We start from the raw sequence: 18,815 nt of genomic DNA, 5'->3' as shown, positions 1-18,815 counted from the left end.
AGCTCCTTTCGCATGTAGCTCTGAAATAGTGGTTTCTCACCTTCTATTTTAACCTACGATTTGCGAATAGGGGCTGTACTACGTTCATCATAACTACATGCGTAAGACCTATTCTCATCCGGTTGACCGACCACCGTCATGCCGTGAAATTTCGCGCCCTGGGAGCCGCGCGCTCTGTGCGAGGTGTACGCATGCTTACTTGGGAGGGATATTCAGTATCTACAGGAATAACCCTTGCTCTGTGGGAGTGTTGATATTGGGGCATATCCAATGATGATGCAGTGTTGCACATTTACTGTTTGTAATGCATCAGGCATCATTATGCTATGCTGAATGAACGAGCCTGTAGGTCAGGCAAGTGATTCTGGCCATTCTGCCACGTACGGAGGGAGAGCTACTATAGTGCATCTGGCACTATAAATGTCAAACCAATAACCTGCGTAGGAAGGGTATAAGTGTGAAGGTTGGTGCAGAAACGAAGTGGTCGCCTTTGCGAGTGGATTTCTTCCTTGTCAGAACTTATTACAATCAGAGAAAATCCGCGAGCAACAGCGATCGAAAGCAACCTTCACACGTTACCCCCGGAACGCAGAATCAATCTTTAGATGGTTATATACGCTGCAGAATTGCAAGAATCTGCGGTAATGGACGCAAAAAGAGAGCGCCCGACGGCTTCGCGATCATCGGAGCAACTCTCTTTGCTAATCCCTTTTGATTAAAACTGCTTGCTTCTTACTTCGAAAATGGCGAACTTCAGATAATGGCCTTCGTCCACGCCAAGAATCTGCGGGTGATCCTTGCCGGCAGCACGCCATTCTACAAGGCGCAGAATCTTGCCCGCGTCAGCAGCCGCCTCTTGAATCGTCTCCAGAAAAAGATCAGGACGCATATGGTATGAGCAGCTGGCAGTCACCAGATAGCCGCCCTCATTCACCAGCTTCATGCCGTGCAGATTGATATCCTTATACCCCCTGCATGCGCCCTTAACCGCTCCGCGCGTCTTGGCGAAGGCAGGCGGATCCAATATGACGACATCCCAGGTTCTGCCGCCTCCGGCCGTCATCGGTACCGAGGTGTCAGCCTTATCACTTCCCGCTGCCCGAAGGCTCCGCTCATTCAAGCCTTTAACCTGACTGCGCAAATATTCAAACGCATCGGCAACCACAAATTCGACGCGATCCTGGAAGCCGTTCAGCTCCGCATTTTGGCGAGCACTCTCAATCGCATGCTCGGAAATGTCCAGACAGGTAACCTTTTTGGCGCCGTATTTGCAAGCATGAAGCGTGAAGCTGCCCGTATGCGAGAAGCATTCCAGCACGGTTGCCCCGTCCCAATAAGGAAATGTTACCTCCTTGCCATTCCGGTTAACCGGGGCAGTACGCACGGATCCATCCTCACTAGGGATCTCTTGGAGTTCAATCCCGCTCTTTGCTCCCCAGCCCGTCATAAGCGGGGCAGTCGACGCCCGGTTCTCGCGCTGGTCAAAAAAGTAACCGGTCTTCTGTCCTTGCTCAATGTCAACTGAAATGAGCAAGCCGTTCTCTTTTACCGTCACAAAGCGAGGCGGATTGCCGTAGATCGGCCCCTTGACCTGCTCCAGCCCCTCCATTTCCCGGACCGGCACATCGCTGCGTTCATATATCCCTGCAGGGTTCATGACCGAGACAAGCGCTTCTACGATGCTATCCCTGCAACGATCCATCCCGAGGGTCAAAATTTGTACCACGAGCACCTCGCCGAACCGGTCTACAATCAGGCCTGGCAGGAAGTCCGCTTCTCCATAGACAAGGCGGTATGCATCGTCCGCCACAAAACGGTTTCGGTGCAGCAGACATTCGCGGAATCTGTGCTCGAAAAAGGCGGTATCCATCGCCTCCAATTCCAGATACGATACAGCACGCACCGTAATCTGCGAGGCAGGATTGTAATAGCCCGTCGCCAGAAAACGCTGGCGATAGTCCATGATCCGCACCAGACTCCCCGGCTGCGGCTCCCCTTCAACCCGTTCAATCTCATTATTATAAATCCAGGGATGTCCCTGTTCCAATCTTTTCTTTCGAGCTTTATGCAAAATTACCGATGCCACACGCTTCAACTCCGTTCATCCTACTTCAAATCTGATTCTGATAAGAATCCGCCTTTATTCCTGCTGCTGCAACAGGGGTAGCCGCATTCGACACCGGTTAGCATGCAGCCATCCCCCCTGACATAAGCTTAGATATAACTTGTACATCCAGGAGGTATTTCCTTGGTACGCGACATCATTTTTCCTGTAACCTTCGGTCTGGCCCTTTTCCTGTTCGGAATGAAGCTAATGGAGGCCGCGCTGCAGGCCTGGGCAGGCCCCCGGCTCATAGCCGGACTCCGGACCTCAACCAAGACGCCCTTGACCGGCATGCTATCAAGCACTGTCGTAACGGCCTTGCTTCAGAGCAGTACTGCCGTGACCGTGATGACCATCGGGCTCGTAAATGCCGGCCTGCTCAGTTACGCGCGCACACTGGGAATCATTCTAGGGGGCAATATCGGCACCTGTCTGACCACTGAACTGATCGCCTTGAATATATCGCGCTGGGGACCTGTGCTGGCCGTAGGCTCTATCATCCTATGGATCGCTAGCGTCTTGACGGAAGAATTTTCGCCGCGAGCCGCGATCGCCGTCTGGAGCCACCTGCTTCGCCCGCTGCAGCTTGGCGCACTGGTACTCCTTGGCTTCAGCCTGATCCTGATTGCCATCGCCTGGATGCAATCGATAGGTCCCGCGCTGGAAGCGCGCGGGGTCATCGACTGGCTACTCGGGCATGCCGGAGACAGCCTGCTGTGGGGCGCTGCGGCAGGCGCGGTCATCACCGCGCTTATTCACAGCAGCGCCGCCGCCATTGCGATGACCATGGGGCTTACCGCCACCGGCGTACTTCCGGTGCCGTTCGGGATCGCTATGGTCATCGGCGCAAATGTGGGGACCTGCGTCACGGCCGTGATCGCCGCCATCGGCGGCACAAGATCCGGCCGGTTTGTGGCCTGGTCCCACGTATTGCTCAATGTTGCCGGCGCTGTACTGTTTCTGCCGCTTGCCCCGCTGCTGGCCGAGGCAAGTGCCTGGATCTCATCCGATCCGGCAGCACAAATCGCGCATTCCCAGACCATCTTCAATGTGGTCTGCTCCATGCTGGCCCTGCCCGTCTGTTACCTGCCCTTGTGGAGCAGGCTGGACAAGAACATGGTTCCCCCCGGGACATAGGTAGCTAGAGCTGAACACCAAGCATGACCAGCGCCTTTTCCAGAATAAAATCATTATTATCATAGCCAAATTTCATTTGGTTCTCCAAAGCCTCTTCCGGAGAATACCAGTCGACACTGCGAATCTCCTCCAGTTGGGGCTTCAACTCTCCGCTCTGATACTCCACCAGATAATAATGCACTTCTTTATTCACTGCTCCATGCGCCGGATGCCGGTAGGTATAAGCAATAATGTCGATCAGCTCATTGATCCGGCCATTGACGCCCGTTTCCTCTTTGATCTCACGAAGAGCAGTCTGCTCTACAGTCTCACCGGGTTCCCGTTTGCCCTTGGCATACGATATCCGGCCGTAGCGATCCCGAATCAACTGAATCCGCAGCTCGCCCGCTTCCCGCCAATACACAATGCCTCCTGCGGATATTTCTGTCTCCGGCATCTCTGCTCCCTCCTGGCCTTACCTGACTCCAGAACCATCCCGGCTCCGGGTCCTGATTGGCAACAAGGACTTCAGCCTACCCGGGCTGAAATCCCTGTAAATTCAACTTATATATCTTATTTACACAAAATCCGCCTAAGCCAAAGCTTGCGTAACGGCTTGATCCATTACACGCACGAGACGGCCTTCGCTTGTGTTAGCGTCCGCTTTCGTTACCTGAACACGGCAGAGCTTACCGGTCAGGTCCTGCGATCCCTCAAAGCAAATCTGCAGATAGTTATCGCTGAAGCCGGCCACATAACCGGCGCCCCAAGCGCCCTTTTCATCGCGCTCCGGGATGACCTCAAGCACTTGACCAACGAATTTCTCCGCATAGGAAAGCTGCATTTGCTCGGAAAGGTCAATCAATTGCTGAACTCTGGCATTTTTAACTTCCTCGTCAACCTGGTCTTCCATGCGCGCTGCCGGGGTTCCGGTCCGTTTCGAGTATGGAAATACATGCATCTCCGAGAAGCCGATCCGTTTGATGGCCTCGAAGCCTTCCTTGAACAGCTCGTCACTCTCACCCGGGAAGCCAACGATCAAATCGGTTGTAATCGCCACCTCTGGCATGAAGGCACGGATCTTCGCAATCTTTTCCTCAAATTCTTCAATGGTGTATTTCCGTCTCATCCGCTTGAGAACCTCATTGCTTCCGGCCTGAAGCGGGATGTGGAAGTGACGACACATCTTGGACGAATGCTTGAGCACCTCAAGCATCCGGTCATCGATCTGGCTCGCTTCAATGGAGCTGATCCGGATCCGACCCAACCCCTCAATCTTATCAAGCTCCCATAACAAATCGGCAAGACTGAAATCCTCCAGATCATCGCCGTATCCGCCAGTATGGATGCCCGTCAACACAATTTCATTATAGCCTGCGGCTACCAGCTGCTTGGCCTGGGATACAACGTTCTTCGGATCACGGCTTCGCGACAATCCGCGCGACCACGGAATAATGCAGAATGTACAGAAGTTATTGCAACCCTCCTGAATTTTGAGGAAGGCGCGGGTATGATCCGCAAAGCCCGGCACATCAAGCTCTTCAAACTCCCGGGTCTTCATGATATTGCGGACAGCATTAATCGGACGGCGCTGGGCTTGCAATTCCTTCACATACGGGATGATTTTGTCGCGATCCTGCGTACCGACAACCAGATCCACACCCGGGATATCCAGGATTTCTGCAGGCGAGGTCTGGGCATAGCAGCCCGTTACTGCCACAATTGCATCCGGATTTCTGCGAATGGCACGGCGAATAATCTGCCGGCTCTTCTTATCTCCGGTATTCGTTACCGTACATGTATTGATCAGATACACGTCGGCGGTCTGTTCAAAATCCACCTGTTCATAGCCTTCATTTTTAAACATCTGCCAGATTGCTTCGGTATCATAGAAATTGACCTTGCAGCCCACAGTATAAAATGCAACGGATGCCACGTCACATCCCCCCCATTTCTCCAGATTCATACATGATGCATGTCAGGGCAGCCATTCCCGCTGTCTCCGTTCTTAAAATCCGCCTTCCGAGCGAAGTGGATACGGCCCCTGCTTCCTCCGCCTCCTGGATTTCCCGTTCCGAAAATCCGCCTTCCGGCCCAACCACAACGGCAACACGGCACTTCTTCTCCCGCGGTGTTGCTTCAATCAAGGGGCGAAGCACATCTCTAAGCCCGCCGCCGTCTTCCTTCTCATAGCAGATGCATACCAGATCATAGGTATCCAATCGACGGAGCAATTCTTTCCATGAGATTGGAGTCTCTACAGCAGGAATTACACTGCGGTGTGATTGCTCAGCCGCTTCCTTGGCGATTTTACGCCACCGGGCTATCCGCTTCTCTTCCTTCTTGCCATCATACTGTACAACTGTCCGTTCCGAGATACAGGGCAGAAACCCATCTACACCAATCTCCGTACATTTTTGAATGACCGTCTCCATTTTGTCGCCCTTCGGCAAGCTCTGGACAAGTGTGACTTTTATCCAGGGCTCGCCTTTCTGCTCAAGCAATTCAAGGATCTCCGCAAATACTGTCTGCGGCTCCAACGATACAATCTCAACAAGGGCATCACGGGATACACCGTCACTGACGATGAACTGGTCGCCCGGTCTGGATCTCATAACTTTGCTTATATGGTGGGCGTCTTCACCTGTAATTGTCACAGAACGCTCTCCGAATTGATCGGAACCAATAAAGTACCGCTGCATAATCACCATTCCTTGCACAAAATAAACCAAAATATATCATACAACTTTTATTTTCCGGATTCCAGTGGCGGTTTTAGGGAGAACTCCCCTTTAAGCTCAAATTTAAAAGTCAGCTTTTTGAATTCCTCTCAAGCTCCGAACAGAACACGGAAGAAAATCAGAAAATGCTCGTATAGCGCATTTGCTGCTTCGTACAGCGGCACTATAGTATAGAGCCGAAATGTAGGCACAACCAAAATAATCAAGAAAACCAGGATCGACCATTGCTCAAACCGGTGCAAAATGCCCAGCATCCGGCGCGGCACCAGATCTTCGATGATCCGGTAACCGTCCAGCGGCGGCAAGGGAATAAGGTTGAACAGACACAGAAAGAAGTTCATGACGATAAAAGTGCTGAAAAAGATATGAATCGCCTGCTGCAACTTATCCTCTACCATAAATGGAGATACTACTCCGAACTGCAAAAGCGCTGCATAGATCACCGAGCCGAGCACGGCGAGCAACAAATTGCTCAGCGGGCCGGCAACCGAGACGATAATGCCCATTAAGCGGGGCTTGTCGAAGTTGTCGCGGTTGACCGGGACCGGTCTAGCCCAGCCGAAGCCTGCTATCAACAGCAGGACAATACCGAAAAAATCAAAATGAACCGTCGGATTAAGTGTGACCCTCCCAAGCATCTTGGCTGTAGGATCACCGAACCGATAAGCAAAATAGGCATGAGAAAATTCATGGACTGTAAATGCAATCAGCAGTGTAACCAGATAGAACGGCAGCTCGCTGATTGGCACATACAAGAGTTTATTTAGAAACTCCATTTATTTACCTCTTTCTCGCTACAAATGCAACCCAATCCTCTTCACGGGCTGTCTGCGTGATTTCAAAACCTGCAGCAAGCAGTGCATCTTGCACAGCCTGCTCCTTGTTCTTATAAATGCCTGAAGCAATATAAATTCCGCCTGACTCAAGCGCTTCATAGACATCCTCAATGAATAGCAAAATGATTTCGGCCAAGATGTTGGCCACCACAACGCGAACCGGAAGCTTCACAGATAGCGGGGTATTCACACCTTGCTTCAATACCGACAGCAGATCGCTTTCCACGACCTGAATCCGATCTTCCAGGCCGTTCAGTCTTGTGTTCTCCGCGGCACTGGAGACGGCTACAGGATCCAGATCCAGAGCCAGCACCCGGGAAGCCCCCAGTCTGCATGCCCCTATGGCAAGAATTCCGGAGCCGGTGCCAACATCAATCACTTCGTCTCCTGGCTGTATTACACCTTCTAATGTACGCAAGCACAACGATGTCGTAGGATGTGTGCCTGTGCCGAAGGCCATACCCGGATCAAGCTCGATAATCTGCTCTTGATCTGATTGCGGCGTGTAATCTTCCCAGGTCGGCTTGATGGTCAAGCGATCGGACACCTTTAACGGCTTGAAATATTGCTTCCAGTTATTCGCCCAATCATCCTCGTCAACCTCTCTGACGGAGTAAACAGGCTGTCCGGGATCAATGTCATATTCACGAAGCTCTTCAACCCGCTGCTTGATCTGTTCTGCCACTTCATCCAGAGCAATCCCTTCCGGAAAATAGCCAAGAATCTTCGCCTCTCCCTCCGGAATGTCATTGGGCGGAATTTCAAACCATTGACCGAGCGAGGTATCGCGGGGCTTACTATTATCGACATGCTCTTCTATCGTAACGCCGCCTGCACCTGCCTCATGCAGAAAGTTGGTGATCATCTCCACGGCTTCTTCGGTAGTATGTATTGTAAGTTCATTCCATTTCATCGTAAGTTTTCCTCCTTGAAATCATGCATAAGTTTTATTGTACTATAGACCGGGACATTATCGCAAAAAAAAGCCGGGCATCAGCACCCGGCGCTTTCATTACAATTTTCGCTTTCCTTCCTGTCTAGCATTTGCCCGTTCACTGCGCTCCAAGGCTTCCCAATCCTCCTGATCTGCCAAGTCGTCGGAAAATTCAACGTCTTCATTATATCCTCCGGATCCTCCGGACAAATCGTTCAGGCGTCTATCGGCCGATCCCCTTTTCGTACGCCGATCCTCAGAACTAAATTTGGACATTTTGTACCTTCCCCCTTCACAGATTTGAGTTGCTTGCTAAAAGCTATAGCAGTCCATCCAGGTCCTCGATCAGCCGCAGCGCCTGATGATGAATGCCTTCATCCACAACGGCAGTAAGCAGGATATCCCTTCCGGTTGGCCCTCCTTGCCCGCCATGACTCATACCGCTAGAAGCCGGATCAGCAGCGCTAAGAATCCCTAAGGAGTCTCCGAACTCAACAGCATATCCTTCTCCATAACGGCTGATGCGATCGATAGATACATCTGCCGCCCTTAATGCACGGAGCTTGGCAGCTGCTTCACCAGCTTCCTCAGGGCTTTTGAAATACGCCAGAATATTTTTCTCGCCCATACCGCATTCTGTCCTTCCTTCACTAATGAACAGAACCTTAGAAGGTTCCTCGAAGATTAGGATGAGTATCTGGATAAATATTTATCCTTTGAAAATAAAAAAAGAGCGGCCCGGCACCATCCTGCGATGTCCGGGCAGCCCACATGCCGCTATAGGCCTATCCTGTTAAATTAATCCCCGCGGAAAGCCCGCTTCATACGGTCGAAGAACGACTGTTCATGCTCATGAGTGAATTCCCCATCGAGCGAAGCGAATTGACGCAGCAATTCCTTCTGCTCCTCGTTGAGCTTGCTAGGCGTAACAACCACAACCTTGACATGCTGATCCCCTTGACCGATGCCACGCAGCTTAGGCACCCCTTTGCCCTTCAGGCGGAAGTAGGTTCCCGTCTGGGTACCGGCAGGAATCTTCAGCTTGACCTTCTCCGTCAAGGTCGGAATTTCGATCTCATCGCCTAGGGCAGCCTGGGCAAAGGTCAGCGGAATCTCACAATAAATATCGTCGCCTTCCCGATCGAAGAAATCATGGGATTTCACGCGGATAATGATATACAGATCGCCGGCTGGACCTCCGCGCAGCCCGCCTTCACCTTCTCCGGCCATCCGAAGCTGAGCGCCGTCATCCACGCCCGCCGGAATGCGGACATGAATCTTCCGCTGTTTCTTGACCTTGCCGTTACCACCACAGGTGGTACACTTCTCCCTGATAATCTGTCCTCTACCGCCGCAGTTAGAACATGCACGGCGGTTAACCATACGGCCAAACGGCGTATTCTGCACGACCTCCTGTTGGCCTGAACCATGACAGACAGAACAAGTCTCAGGCTTGGTACCTGGCTTTGCTCCGCTCCCGTTACAAGTATCGCAATTCTCGGTCCGAGGAATCGTGATATCTGTTTCCTTGCCGAATACGGCATCCTTGAATTCGATGGTCATCGTATATTGCAGATCATTGCCCCGCTGCGGAGCATTCGGATCACGCCGATTCCCTCCGCCGCCGAAGAACATATCGAAAATATCACCAAAACCGCCGAAATCGCCGGAAAAGCCTCCGCCCATCCCCTGGTTAGGATCGACATGCCCATATTGATCATACTGCGCCCGTTTTCCGGAATCGCTCAGCACATCGTAGGCTTCCTTCACTTCCTTGAACTTTGCCTCTGCGTCATCCGCCTTGTTCACATCCGGATGATACTGCCGTGCCAGCTTTCGGTAAGCCTTCTTGATCTCTTCCTCGGAAGCTGACTTGCCGAGGCCCAGCACCTCGTAATAGTCCCGTTTCTCTGCCATCCTTCCACCCCCATACTGACTTGCTAGTTCTGCTATAAAAGACCGGCCCTTAATCCGGCAAAAGGAAAGTCAAAGCGCAGGCTAACCCGCACTTTGACCTCCCCAGCTCACCCAAGTCTATTTACTCTATGCATTCAAGGCATCTGCCTCGGATTAATTCTTCTTGTCTTCGTCAACAACCTCGTAATCAGCATCGACTACATTGTCTCTGCCGCCAGCAGCTTCGCCTTCCGCACCGCCGGCTTGTTCCCCGGCTTGAGCCGCTTGCTCGTACAGCTTCACCGACAGCTGTTGAACGATCTCGGTCAGCTTCTCGGAAGCAGCCTTGATCACTTCCAAGTCATCGCTTTCCAGCGCTTTCTTGAGCTCTTCCTTGGCTGCGTTCGCTTTTTCCGTCTCGGAAGCATCGACTTTATCCCCGAGCTCCTTCAACGTCTTGTCAACACTGTAAATCAATTGGTCGCCGTTGTTTTTCGCTTCAACAAGCTCTCTGCGCTTCTTGTCTTCTTCCGCATGAAGCTCAGCGTCCTTCATCATGCGATCCACTTCATCATCGCTAAGACCGCTGGACGAAGTGATTGTAATCTTCTGGCTCTTGCCTGTGCCTTTATCCGTTGCAGATACGTTCACGATCCCGTTGGCATCGATGTCGAACGTAACTTCGATTTGAGGCACACCGCGCGGAGCAAGCGGAATGTCACCCAGCATGAAGCGTCCCAGTGTTTTGTTGCCGGCAGCCATTTCGCGTTCACCTTGCAGAACGTGGATTTCAACACTTGGCTGATTATCCGCATACGTGGAGAATACTTGCGATTTGCTTGTCGGAATGGTAGTGTTGCGCTCGATCATCTTGGTGAATACGCCGCCTGCGGTTTCGATACCGAGCGACAATGGGGTTACGTCAAGCAATACAACGTCCTTCACATCACCTGTAAGCACGCCCGCTTGAACCGCGGCGCCAAGTGCTACCACTTCATCCGGGTTTACACCCTTATGAGGCTCCTTGCCAGTCAGCTTCTTGATCGCTTCCTGTACGGCAGGGATCCGGGTAGAACCGCCAACAAGCACTACTCTATGGATATCTGCAGAGGTCATTCCTGCATCGCTAAGCGCGCGACGGGTTGGTCCCATTGTACGTTCTACAAGGTCAGCCGTCAATTCTTCGAATTTAGCGCGAGTCAGATTAATCTCAAGGTGCTGAGGCACGCCGTCTACTACTGTAATAAACGGAAGCGAGATCGTTGTAGTCAGAACGCCGGACAATTCCTTCTTCGCTTTTTCCGCAGCATCCTTCAGACGCTGAACGGCTGCTTTGTCCTTGCTCAGGTCAATGCCCTGATCCTTTTTGAACTCAGCAACGAGATAATCAATAATCTTTTGGTCGAAATCATCGCCGCCCAGGTTGTTGTCCCCGCTGGTAGCCTTAACTTCGAAGAAGCCGTCGCCCAGCTCAAGAATCGATACGTCAAATGTACCGCCGCCCAGGTCATAAACCAGAATGGTTTGATCTTCTGCTTTTTCAAGACCATAAGCCAGAGCTGCCGCCGTAGGCTCGTTAACGATCCGCAGCACTTCCAGACCCGCAATCTTACCGGCATCCTTGGTTGCTTGACGCTGGCTGTCATTGAAATAAGCCGGAACTGTAATAACCGCCTGGGTTACCGGTTGTCCCAAGTAAGCTTCTGCATCCGACTTCAGCTTCTGTAGAATAATTGCCGAAATTTCTTGCGGCGTGAAGTCCTTGCCGTCAATTGTTTCTTTATGGTTCGTTCCCATATGTCTCTTCACCGACATGATGGTGCGATCCGGATTCGTAATCGCTTGACGCTTTGCAGTCTCACCGACAATGCGTTCTCCGTCTTTCTTGAAGCCTACCACCGAAGGGGTGGTGCGTGCGCCTTCCGGATTCGGGATAACGACAGCCTCGCCGCCTTCCATAACGGCTACGCAAGAGTTTGTTGTTCCAAGGTCAATACCAATAACTTTACTCATAGGAATAGTTCCTCCTTAAATGTATGCTGCAAACTAGGAAAAGGGCGATTAACCTTTAACTTTGACCATCGCCGGACGAAGCACTTTATCTTTCAGCATGTAGCCTTTTTGTACTTCTTCGACCACATCGCCTTCCTTATATTCATCACTCTCCACCTGCATAATCGCCTGGTGGTACTCGGGGTTGAACGGCGTTCCCACGCTCTCCATCGGCACTAAGCCTTCCGCTTTAAGAACACCTTCCAGTTGGCGGAAGATCATCTCAACGCCCTTGGCATAAGAAGCTGCTTCCGGCACATCGGGAACCGAGCCCAAAGCGCGTTCAAAATTGTCAATGACCGGCAGAAGTTCGGTAATAAGCTTGGCAGATGCATACTTGCCCAGCTCTTCCTTCTCCTTCACGGTCCGGCGGCGGAAGTTATCATAATCAGCCTGTGTACGAAGCAGGCGCTGCTTGTGCTCCTCTATTTCAGCCTTCAGCTTCTCCGTCTCGGCCTCAAGGACCTGATCCTGATCACCCGCTGCCTGTTCCTGAACATCTTCTTCAGGAGTGCCGGCATCCGTTACGTTGTCCGCATCCACATTTTCCAGCTCTTCTTTAACTCCAGTCTCCATCTCGTCTTGAATCGGTTGTTGTTCCTTCAAGATGTCACCTCCTTAGACAAAATTGCTGCAATTCATCTGCATCATTTACCCTATTGAATTTAATGAATCCTGGATAAAAATCTGCTCAGGTCTTTTGATAGGATGTCCAGGATTCCAATAACCCGTGCATACTCCATTCGTGTCGGACCAAGAATACCAATCGTCCCCACCGCTTCACCGTCAATTGCATAGGTTGCTGTAATCAGACTGCAGTTCGCAAAGGCTTCATGGCCATTTTCAGTTCCGATCCTCACCTGTATGCCGCCCGGGCTTGAAGCCGAGGTCATCATCTTCAGCATCGTTGGCGTCTCCTGGAACAAATCGAGAATGCTCTTTACCTTATCAACCTCGCGGAATTCCGGCTGGGTCAGCATATTCGTCATCCCGCTAAGGAACAAACGCTGCGTATCCTGCCCATTATCAAGCGCATCATCCAATACACTCATCATATCCTCGAAATGACTCACATAACGATCCATTTCCTGACCGATCTCGTTGTAGAGCGCCGTCTTCAGCTTATAAATAGGTACCCCGGTCAATTTTCGGTTAAGCAGGTTGACGAAATGCTCGATCTCCGAAATTGAAATTCCGGCCGGAATGGATACGGTCTTGTTCTCCACTTGACCCGTATTGGTCACGATAATGGCGACAGCCGTATTCTCATTCAGCGGTAACAGCTGAAAATGACGTAACGACGTATTAAAAACTTCCGGCCCAAGCAGGATGGAAGTGTAATTCGTCATATTGGAAAGAATGGTGCCCGCATGCTGTACAATCTGTTCAATCGCATTCAGCTTCTCCGCAAAAAACGTCTTCAGCGTATGCAATTCCTTCGGCTTGATCAGATCCTGAGGAGCCAGATGGTCCACATAGTATCGGTATCCCTTATGAGAAGGTATCCGTCCTGCAGAAGTATGAGGCTGCTCCAGAAATCCAAGTTCTTCCAGGTCGGCCATCTCATTGCGGATGGTGGCTGGACTGTAAGAAACATCTCCCCGCTTGGATATGCTCCGGGATCCCACCGGCTCCGCTGAACGGATATAATCATCAACTATAGCATTAAGTATCATCCTTTGGCGTTCCGTAAGCATGGTAATCCCTCCTGTATCACTTGGATGAAGCTCTGTTTCAAGCTCGTTAGCACTCGTTGTCGTTGAGTGCTAATCACTATTACAAAAATACCAAACCAACCTGACGATTGTCAAGTCAGTTCAGTATCTTAAGCACAGCTATTTCGTCGCAGCATTGCTGCTTCGAACAGTTCACGCAATCCCGCCATACTTTCTCGGGGAAAATTTCCTTTTCCACCACATGATATCCATTCTTTAAAAAGAAGGAGACCTCGTAAGTAAGAGCCATCACACGGGGAAGAGCCTGCTTCCTCGCTTCCTTCTCCAGCTGCTCGACAAGCATCGAGCCAAGTCCGCGGCCTTTATACCCGTCCGAGATGCCAAGCGAGCGGATCTCCACCAGCTCGTCTCCGAGCTTGCATAACGATCCGCAGCCTACGATGACACCGTCCGCCTCCGCAACGATGAAATCTCCGATCTGCCGTTCAAGCACAGCCCGGGAGCGCGGGAGCATGATCCCCTTTTTTGCATATTCATCTATAAGCTCAAAAAGCTGACCGACATCCTCCAGCTTCGCTTGTCTGCATAAGATAACAGCCTGCATATCTTCTCCCCCTCCGATCAACGCTGCAATGATTTACGAATAAATATACATCACAGTGTATAAAAGTTCAAGAGAGAATATACATTCTATTTTCCTAGCTGGTTAGCGCACCGACAAATTCACCAAATACTTCGTTGCCGAGTAAAATCCCGCGCTCGCTGAGACGATAGCCTCCATGGTCAGCATGAGGCTCAAGAAGTCCGGCATTCAGCATTTTTTGAAGCTGGCTTTCAAAGATACTCTCCAGTGAAGCTCCAAACTGATCGCTAAAGTCGCTGCTGCGAATCCCGTCCAGCATCCGCAAGCCAACCATCACAAAATCCTCCATCGCCTCCTCGCGTGAAACCTGGAATTGCTCCAATCGCGGAAGTCTCGTCTTGGCAGCTTCGACAAAAGGGCTGACCCCTTTAATATTCATATGGCGCTGACCGCCTACATAACCGTGCGCACCGGCTCCAAGACCGTAGTAATCCTCATTTCGCCAATAGGTCGTATTGTGCCGACTCTCCAGGCCAGGCTTGGCAAAATTACTGATCTCATATTGTTTATATCCTGCTGCCTTCATCCGGGACATCAAAAGCAGGTACATATTCAACTCATCCTCTTCACTTGGAAGCGGTAGTTGATTTCGCTGAAACAGGGTATGAAATAGCGTATTCTCCTCAACCTTAAGGCTGTAAATCGAGTAATGGGGAAGTTCCAGCTCAAGGGCCCGGTCTATACTCTCATTTAACATGTCAACCGTTTGATTCGGAAGCCCGAACATCAGGTCGATGGACATATTTGAAATTCCAGCGAGGCGAGCATTCTCCAGACTTCGATATACATCATCCGTATTATGGATCCGTCCGATTCCCGTAAGCAGGTCGTTCTGGAATGCCTGTACCCCAAAGCTGACCCGATTCACCCCGCCGGCCTTCATGACCGACAACTTCTCCAGGTCCGTCGTTCCCGGATTTGCTTCCATCGAGAATTCGATATCATCCGCCCAATCCGGAAAATGCCGCTTGACTGAGCTCAGGAAATACTCCATCTCATCCGGCTTGAGCACGGTTGGCGTTCCTCCGCCTACAAAAATGGACTTTATCGTTCCGGGAGGGGTCTCTCGAACCGTAAGCTCCATCTCCCTGTCCAGTGCATGCAGATAGTCCATGACAGGCTGATCCTTCAGCACGTAAGAGTTAAAATCGCAATAGAAGCATTTATTTGTACAGAATGGTATATGAATATACACCGCTTGCGGTGATGATTGCTGGCTCATCTTATTCCCTCCTTAATGACTGCAGATTCATGTCTATGTCCAGCCGAAAGTCCGATATAGCGCGAAAGGAAAGCCTGGCGGCTTTCCTTCGTCAATCCTGCTATTTATCGTCGATCTTCAGTACTGCCATGAAGGCTTCCTGCGGAACCTCGACATTACCAACCTGCTTCATCCGCTTCTTGCCTTCCTTCTGCTTCTCAAGCAGCTTGCGCTTCCGCGAGATATCCCCGCCGTAGCACTTGGCAAGCACGTTTTTCCGCATGGCCTTGACCGTCTCGCGGGCAATTACCTTTGTCCCGATCGAAGCCTGAATCGGCACCTCGAACATTTGACGAGGAATCAGCTCGCGAAGCTTCTCGCAAATAGCCCGTCCGCGATGGTAGGCACGCTCCCGGTGTACGATGAAAGACAATGCATCGACTTGCTCTCCGTTCAACAGGATTTCCATCTTGACCAGATTGGACTGGCGATAGCCGGACAGCTCGTAGTCGAAGGAAGCATAACCCTTCGTACTCGATTTCAATTGATCGAAGAAGTCATATACGATCTCCGACAGCGGGACCTGATAGATAATGGTGACCCGCGTCGTATCCAGATATTCCATATTGACGAATTCGCCGCGCTTGCTCTGGCAAAGCTCCATGACGGTTCCAACATAATCGTTCGGAACAATAATGCTTGCCTTAACAAACGGCTCTTCCACATACTCAATCTTGCCAACCTCAGGATAATTCGACGGATTATCAATTGAAATCTGATCCCCGTTGGTCAAGGTGACATGATAAATTACGCTCGGTGCCGTTGTAATCAACGGAATATTGAACTCACGCTCAATGCGCTCCTGGATAACATCCATGTGAAGCAAGCCGAGGAATCCGCAGCGGAATCCAAAGCCCAGCGCACTGGAGGTCTCGGGCTCAAAGCTTAGCGATGCATCATTCAATTGGAGCTTCTCCAGGGCTTCACGCAGATCGTTGTAGTCCGAAGTCTCGATCGGATACAAGCCGCAGTATACCATTGGATTAATCTTCCGGTACCCTGGTAGCGGCTCTGTCGTTGAGTTCTTGGCATCCGTTACCGTATCCCCGACCCGGGTATCCCCCACATTCTTGATCCCGGCCACGATAAAGCCGACATCGCCTACGCTAAGCTCGTCCACTACAGTCATCCGCGGTTTGAATGCGCCGACCTCAATAACTTCAAACGTTTTGTCGGTCGCCATCATTCTGATCTTGGAACCGGCCTTGATGTGGCCGTCAACTACCCGCACGTAGACGATAACTCCTTTATAAGGGTCATAGTGCGAGTCAAAAATGAGCGCCTTCAGCGGCTGAACCGGATCTCCTGTCGGTGCCGGAACCTTCTGAACCACCTGTTCCAGAATTTCCTTGATCCCGATCCCGGCCTTTGCAGAAGCAAGTACGGCATCGCTGGCATCCAGACCGATAACATCCTCTACTTCCTGCTTGACGCGTTCCGGATCAGCGCTTGGCAGATCTATCTTATTAATGACAGGCAATATTTCAAGATTGTTATCCAAGGCCAAATAGACGTTAGCCAGGGTTTGCGCTTCGATTCCTTGCGCGGCATCCACGACCAGCAATGCTCCTTCACAGGCCGCAAGGCTTCGGGATACTTCATACGTAAAATCGACGTGCCCCGGTGTATCGATCAGATTGAGTATATACTCTTCTCCATTGTCCGCACGATAAGACAAGCGAACCGCTTGCAGTTTAATTGTAATACCGCGCTCCCGTTCCAGATCCATCTGGTCCAGAACCTGCTGCTGCATTTCTCTCGAGGTAAGCGCTCCAGTATATTCCAGAATCCGGTCGGCCAAGGTCGACTTTCCATGGTCTATATGTGCGATTATACAAAAATTACGAATCTTCTTTTGTCTTTCCCGAATGTCAGTCATTCTTACCCCCACCACAAATCCTCGTAGTCAATCAATTCATTATATCAGTTGAGAGGGGCTGCATCAACGCTTCAATTCCTTTGTCGAGGAGCGGAGGACAAGTTCGGCCGAGACAAGTATTTTCTCCCGGATCTGATCCGGGCAGTCAATTCGCTCAAACAGCTTCCGGACGGCACGTTGTCCCATCGCCTCCTTAGGTACATGGATCGTGGTGAGCATCGGCGAGCTGCGGAATGCATCATCAATATTATCAAACCCCGTAACACTAACCTGTCCGGGCACATCGATTCCAACATGCTGGAGCGCATCCACGACATGAAGAGCAATCGCATCATTCGCGCAGATCATCGCGGTAGGCATTGTTCCTTCCCGCGACCTTTCCTTCGCCCACTGCTGCACAAGAGAGACATACTTCTCTCCAAGCTCTACATTAGTCGGCTGCAGCATTGCGTCGCCATTGCCGGGTATCACCAGTCCGTTAGCCTCCATCGCCTCCCGGTACCCTAGCCAACGATCCCGGAAGCTTCGGGAGAAGGAAATATCTCCGATAAAATGCAGTTGCTCATGTCCAAGCTCAATTAAATACTGGCAGAGACGCATTACACTATCAGCATTGTTCGCAAATACCGTATCTGTCGGAATCAACGCATCCTCATGATCAACCAACACCATGGGAATTCCAAGCCGGTGTACCTCAAGCAGAAGAGAGGATTCGATGTTGCCTACGCCGATCAGTCCCAATATCCCCTCGGGATTGAGGATGTGACTGAGATCCTCAGCCCTTGATTCCGAGATTGTCATCATTCCGATCCCTCGGGACTCCAGTTCTCTGTCGATTCCCTCCAAGATTTTGCCCCAATACAGAGACTCCTTCGTCTGAAAGCGGTTGTTCGGCATCAGGACAATGACCGATTGCCTCGACGAGCCGGATGCGGGTGCGAATGTCCGCGGCAAAGACCCGTGCTTCATATAAGCATTCTTCTGATTGAAATAACCAAGCTGAGATGCTGCTTGAATGACCCGGTCTTTCGTTATTTCATTCACGCCTCCCTTTCCGGACAAGGCTTTCGACACGACAAATTTGGATACCCCCAAATGGTCGGCGATATGTTGCATCGTAACTTTCTTCACTAAATAACCCCCGACATAATCCGTTAGTCTAATAACACTACCATTATTATAACAAATAGCTGTCCTTGGGGTATGCCTTGCTGCACAGTTCTATTCCCCGGAATCAAACCAGGATGAGACCCAATGAATACTCTTGCTGGACAGTTGCTGAAGCAGGCTCGCCGTCTTGTCTGCAAACCGGTCAACAGCGGGAGCCTTCGGGTCCGGCAGCAGCAAATCAGCCGGTGTCTGCAGCCCCTCCGCAATCTCCTCTGCGGCGGAGGGTAGCAGCGAGTCAGCTTCGCCTTGAGCAGAGTCTGTCTGCCCCGGAACCATAAAGTATCCGGTTTTGCCGTCCGGAGTTATAAAGGTATATACCTCCTTGATCGGGTTCGCCGCAGCATGATCGGCTTGCTGTAACCCGGACCCGTTCTCAGGCACGGTTGTTGTCTCAGAGCCCTGCGGGCCCGGTGAGACCGGCTCCGATATTTGCATTCCGAGCGTGACTCCTGCAGCTAACAGCAGCACATACAGCAGTGTTTTCTTAAGCGATTTCCCCATCAGTAA

The 18,815-nt window shown here is 51.2% G+C and carries 18 protein-coding genes; 1 reads left to right on the top strand and 17 read right to left on the bottom strand.

Annotation, left to right across the window (positions count from 1 at the left end; genetic code table 11):
* Positions 1-715: 715 nt before the first annotated feature.
* Positions 716-2,086, bottom strand: coding sequence for a class I SAM-dependent rRNA methyltransferase (locus KQJ23_RS11365; protein WP_216478993.1), 1,371 nt, complete (start codon positions 2,084-2,086; stop codon positions 716-718).
* A 162-nt stretch (positions 2,087-2,248) separates the two neighbouring features.
* On the opposite strand from KQJ23_RS11365, the gene KQJ23_RS11360 reads away from it, so the two are divergent.
* On the top strand, positions 2,249-3,241 hold the full coding sequence (locus KQJ23_RS11360) for a Na/Pi cotransporter family protein (protein WP_216478992.1): 993 nt from the start codon (positions 2,249-2,251) through the stop codon (positions 3,239-3,241).
* 4 nt (positions 3,242-3,245) lie between these two features.
* Here KQJ23_RS11360 and KQJ23_RS11355 read toward each other — a convergent pair whose 3' ends face one another.
* From KQJ23_RS11355 to KQJ23_RS11280, 16 genes are all read right to left on the bottom strand, one after another.
* Positions 3,246-3,677: an NUDIX hydrolase gene (locus tag KQJ23_RS11355; protein ID WP_216478991.1), complete on the bottom strand. Its 432-nt coding sequence runs from the start codon at positions 3,675-3,677 to the stop codon at positions 3,246-3,248.
* A gap of 135 nt (positions 3,678-3,812) precedes the next feature.
* A complete protein-coding gene (gene mtaB, locus KQJ23_RS11350; protein ID WP_216478990.1) occupies positions 3,813-5,156 on the bottom strand; it encodes a tRNA (N(6)-L-threonylcarbamoyladenosine(37)-C(2))-methylthiotransferase MtaB in 1,344 nt (447 codons plus the stop codon).
* Between the two features lies 1 nt (position 5,157).
* Entirely contained in the window at positions 5,158-5,922 is a 765-nt protein-coding gene (locus KQJ23_RS11345; RefSeq protein WP_216479010.1) for a 16S rRNA (uracil(1498)-N(3))-methyltransferase, read from the bottom strand.
* Positions 5,923-6,050: 128 nt separating this feature from the next.
* Positions 6,051-6,737: a site-2 protease family protein gene (locus KQJ23_RS11340; RefSeq protein ID WP_216478989.1), complete on the bottom strand. Its 687-nt coding sequence runs from the start codon at positions 6,735-6,737 to the stop codon at positions 6,051-6,053.
* Between the two features lie 4 nt (positions 6,738-6,741).
* Positions 6,742-7,710, bottom strand: a complete 969-nt coding sequence (gene prmA, locus KQJ23_RS11335) for a 50S ribosomal protein L11 methyltransferase (protein ID WP_216478988.1) — start codon at positions 7,708-7,710, stop codon at positions 6,742-6,744.
* Between the two features lie 99 nt (positions 7,711-7,809).
* The gene (locus KQJ23_RS11330; RefSeq protein WP_216478987.1) at positions 7,810-8,007 is read right to left on the bottom strand and encodes a YfhD family protein; all 198 of its coding nucleotides are present in this window, start codon (positions 8,005-8,007) and stop codon (positions 7,810-7,812) included.
* 43 nt (positions 8,008-8,050) lie between these two features.
* A complete protein-coding gene (locus KQJ23_RS11325) occupies positions 8,051-8,359 on the bottom strand; it encodes a hypothetical protein (RefSeq protein WP_216478986.1) in 309 nt (102 codons plus the stop codon).
* A 170-nt stretch (positions 8,360-8,529) separates the two neighbouring features.
* The gene (dnaJ, locus tag KQJ23_RS11320) at positions 8,530-9,648 is read right to left on the bottom strand and encodes a molecular chaperone DnaJ (RefSeq protein WP_216478985.1); all 1,119 of its coding nucleotides are present in this window, start codon (positions 9,646-9,648) and stop codon (positions 8,530-8,532) included.
* Between the two features lie 153 nt (positions 9,649-9,801).
* Positions 9,802-11,640 (bottom strand): molecular chaperone DnaK, encoded by a 1,839-nt coding sequence (gene dnaK, locus KQJ23_RS11315; RefSeq protein WP_216478984.1) that lies wholly within the window; start codon positions 11,638-11,640, stop codon positions 9,802-9,804.
* Positions 11,641-11,688: 48 nt separating this feature from the next.
* Positions 11,689-12,285 (bottom strand): nucleotide exchange factor GrpE, encoded by a 597-nt coding sequence (gene grpE / locus KQJ23_RS11310; protein ID WP_249529687.1) that lies wholly within the window; start codon positions 12,283-12,285, stop codon positions 11,689-11,691.
* Positions 12,286-12,344: 59 nt separating this feature from the next.
* A complete protein-coding gene (gene hrcA / locus KQJ23_RS11305) occupies positions 12,345-13,376 on the bottom strand; it encodes a heat-inducible transcriptional repressor HrcA (RefSeq protein ID WP_216478983.1) in 1,032 nt (343 codons plus the stop codon).
* 115 nt (positions 13,377-13,491) lie between these two features.
* Positions 13,492-13,959, bottom strand: a complete 468-nt coding sequence (locus tag KQJ23_RS11300) for an N-acetyltransferase (RefSeq protein ID WP_216478982.1) — start codon at positions 13,957-13,959, stop codon at positions 13,492-13,494.
* 94 nt (positions 13,960-14,053) lie between these two features.
* The gene (gene hemW / locus KQJ23_RS11295; RefSeq protein ID WP_216478981.1) at positions 14,054-15,220 is read right to left on the bottom strand and encodes a radical SAM family heme chaperone HemW; all 1,167 of its coding nucleotides are present in this window, start codon (positions 15,218-15,220) and stop codon (positions 14,054-14,056) included.
* 100 nt (positions 15,221-15,320) lie between these two features.
* On the bottom strand, positions 15,321-17,138 hold the full coding sequence (gene lepA / locus KQJ23_RS11290) for a translation elongation factor 4 (RefSeq protein ID WP_216478980.1): 1,818 nt from the start codon (positions 17,136-17,138) through the stop codon (positions 15,321-15,323).
* 63 nt (positions 17,139-17,201) lie between these two features.
* The gene (locus KQJ23_RS11285) at positions 17,202-18,269 is read right to left on the bottom strand and encodes a LacI family DNA-binding transcriptional regulator (protein ID WP_346779382.1); all 1,068 of its coding nucleotides are present in this window, start codon (positions 18,267-18,269) and stop codon (positions 17,202-17,204) included.
* Between the two features lie 90 nt (positions 18,270-18,359).
* A complete protein-coding gene (locus tag KQJ23_RS11280; RefSeq protein WP_216478979.1) occupies positions 18,360-18,809 on the bottom strand; it encodes a hypothetical protein in 450 nt (149 codons plus the stop codon).
* Positions 18,810-18,815: the final 6 nt, after the last annotated feature.

This window comes from Paenibacillus brevis (assembly GCF_018919145.1).
GTDB lineage: Bacteria > Bacillota > Bacilli > Paenibacillales > Paenibacillaceae > Fontibacillus > Fontibacillus brevis.
Note: the sequence above shows the minus strand (reverse complement) of the source record. Positions and strands in the feature narration are given on the sequence as shown.